The organism is Candidatus Symbiopectobacterium sp. NZEC135, assembly GCF_025962695.1.
In genome coordinates this window covers 1-2,122 of record NZ_JAGFPF010000245.1, presented here as the reverse complement: position 1 = coordinate 2,122, position 2,122 = coordinate 1, and the positions used below count along the sequence as shown (strand labels likewise).

The 2,122-nt window shown below is 49.4% G+C and carries 3 protein-coding genes; all 3 read right to left on the bottom strand.

Translation table 11 applies throughout. The features are described from left to right. Window positions 1–437 (bottom strand): SDR family oxidoreductase (locus tag J5224_RS25450; RefSeq protein ID WP_264627987.1); only part of this gene is annotated, 437 nt, incomplete at its 3' end. Continuing rightward, window positions 437–970, bottom strand: a complete 534-nt coding sequence (rfbC, locus tag J5224_RS25445) for a dTDP-4-dehydrorhamnose 3,5-epimerase (protein ID WP_264627988.1) — start codon at window positions 968–970, stop codon at window positions 437–439. The genes rfbC and J5224_RS25450, both read right to left, overlap by 1 nt. Before the next feature lie 83 nt (window positions 971–1,053). Then, on the bottom strand, window positions 1,054–1,929 hold the full coding sequence (rfbA, locus tag J5224_RS25440) for a glucose-1-phosphate thymidylyltransferase RfbA (RefSeq protein ID WP_264627986.1): 876 nt from the start codon (window positions 1,927–1,929) through the stop codon (window positions 1,054–1,056). Window positions 1,930–2,122: the final 193 nt, after the last annotated feature.

Below are 2,122 nucleotides of genomic sequence, written 5' to 3'. Positions count from 1 at the left end.
CGCACGATAATCGCATCAGGTGCCGCCGCGCTAACGGCGCGCTCACCCGCCAGTTTGGTGATGCCATACACGCTAAGTGGATTGGTTGGACTCTCTTCGGTGTAGGGCGTGGTGGTGTTGCCATCGAAAACGTAATCGGTTGAGACGTGCACTAAACGAATGCCGTGCTGTGCAGCTACACTTGCCAAATTAGCCGGGCCAGCAGCGTTAATGCGTTCCGCCAATTCTACTTCGCTTTCTGCTTTATCCACTGCTGTGTAGGCCGCTGCGTTAACAATAGCATTTGGTCTGAAAGCGGCTACAGCCGCAGTGAGTGGTTCAAGATCGGTAATATCCAATTCGGCAAAATCGGTGGCAAGAATTTGCCAACCAGCAGGCAGCCTATCCTGGAAACAGCGCCCAAGTTGGCCGTTGGCACCAGTCAATAGCACTCTCATTAGCTCAACTCCTTGAAGCGTTTACCGAGTTTATCCTTTTCTGAAAGCAGAGGGGATTCCAGCGGCCACTCAATGCCCAAATCAGGGTCGTTCCACAGTAGGCAGCCTTCGTCAGAAGGTTGGTAATATTCCGTGCATTTATATTCAAAATCCGCAATGTCAGAGAGCACGGCAAAACCATGCGCCAACCCCGGCGGCAGCCAAAGCTGGGTTTTATTCTCTTCCGTTAACAGCATGCCAAACCATTTTCCGTAGCTCGGGGAATCACGGCGAATATCCACTGCCACATCATACACTTCACCTCGAACTGCACGGACTAACTTGCCCTGAGGGTGCGTTTTTTGATAATGCAGACCGCGTAACACGCCTTTGCTGGAGCGAGAGTGGTTATCCTGCACAAAATCCAGATCGATGTTGAGCATTTGCTGATAACGGTTTTTCTCAAAAGTCTCCAGAAAAAAACCGCGCGCATCGCCAAATACTTTGGGTTGAATAATTTTTGCGCCGTAAATGGGGGTGTCGATCACTTGCATAGTGTTTGTTAAATCTGTGTGAGGGTTATTATCTGCTTCTGCCATAAGCAATCCTCGGTGTACGCTGAGGAATATGGGGAAACCTACTGGCGAGCATCTTCAAGTAATCGCGCCAGATACTGCCCATACTGCGTTTTGCATAGTACACGCGCTTCTTCAGCGACCTGTTCACGTGAAATCCAGCCTTTCCGGAAAGCAATCTCTTCCAGACACGCGACTTTCAGCCCCTGGCGCTTCTCGATAGTGTGAATAAACTGTGAGGCTTCAATCAGGCTATCATGGGTTCCGGTATCCAGCCAGGCGAAACCACGCCCTAGCAGTTCAACGTTAAGCTTGCCTTGCTCCAGATACATCTGGTTGAGCGTAGTGATTTCCAGCTCGCCACGGGCAGAAGGCTTGACCTGTTTGGCCATTTCAACAATATCTTTGTCATAGAAATAGAGCCCGGTCACCGCCCAATTAGATTTGGGCTTAAGCGGTTTCTCTTCAATCGAAAGCGCTTTGAAGTTGGCATCAAATTCCACCACGCCAAAACGCTCAGGGTCGGTTACCTGATAGCCAAATATCGTTGCACCTCGTTCCTGTGCCACTATACTTTCTAGTTTGTTGCCGAAACTTTGGCCGAAATAGATATTATCACCCAAAATCAATGCACAACGCTCACCGTTAATAAACTCTTCACCGATGATGAACGCTTGAGCCAGTCCATCCGGGCTCGGTTGCTCCGCATAGCTGAGGTTGATGCCAAAGTGGCTGCCATCGCCGAGCAAGCGCTGGAAAGAAGGAAGGTCTTCCGGGGTGCTGATAATCAGAATATCTCGAATGCCTGCCAGCATCAGTACGGAGATGGGGTAATACACCATCGGTTTGTCATAAATGGGCAGGAGTTGTTTTGAGATACCACGGGTGATGGGGTAAAGCCTTGTGCCAGACCCACCCGCTAATACGATGCCTTTCATTAGCTAGCCTTCGTTGTGTATGCCAGGGATAGAGAGTAGGGCAGCGAGTATACAATATCGATGCAGAATTGTCTGATCTATCAGAAATCTGAAGTTGTTCAGGTAGCGTTGTGGGCAATTGGGTGTAACCTTATTCTCACAGCCACGTTATGATGGCAAGAAAATCACAACGGATAACAAGAGAGTTAATGCA

Bases quoted from the DNA above. Each gene is read 5' to 3' on its own strand.
- rfbC (WP_264627988.1), bottom strand. From the start codon at position 970: ATGCAAGTGATCGACACCCCCATTTACGGCGCAAAAATTATTCAACCC.
- rfbA (WP_264627986.1), bottom strand. From the start codon at position 1,929: ATGAAAGGCATCGTATTAGCGGGTGGGTCTGGCACAAGGCTTTACCCC.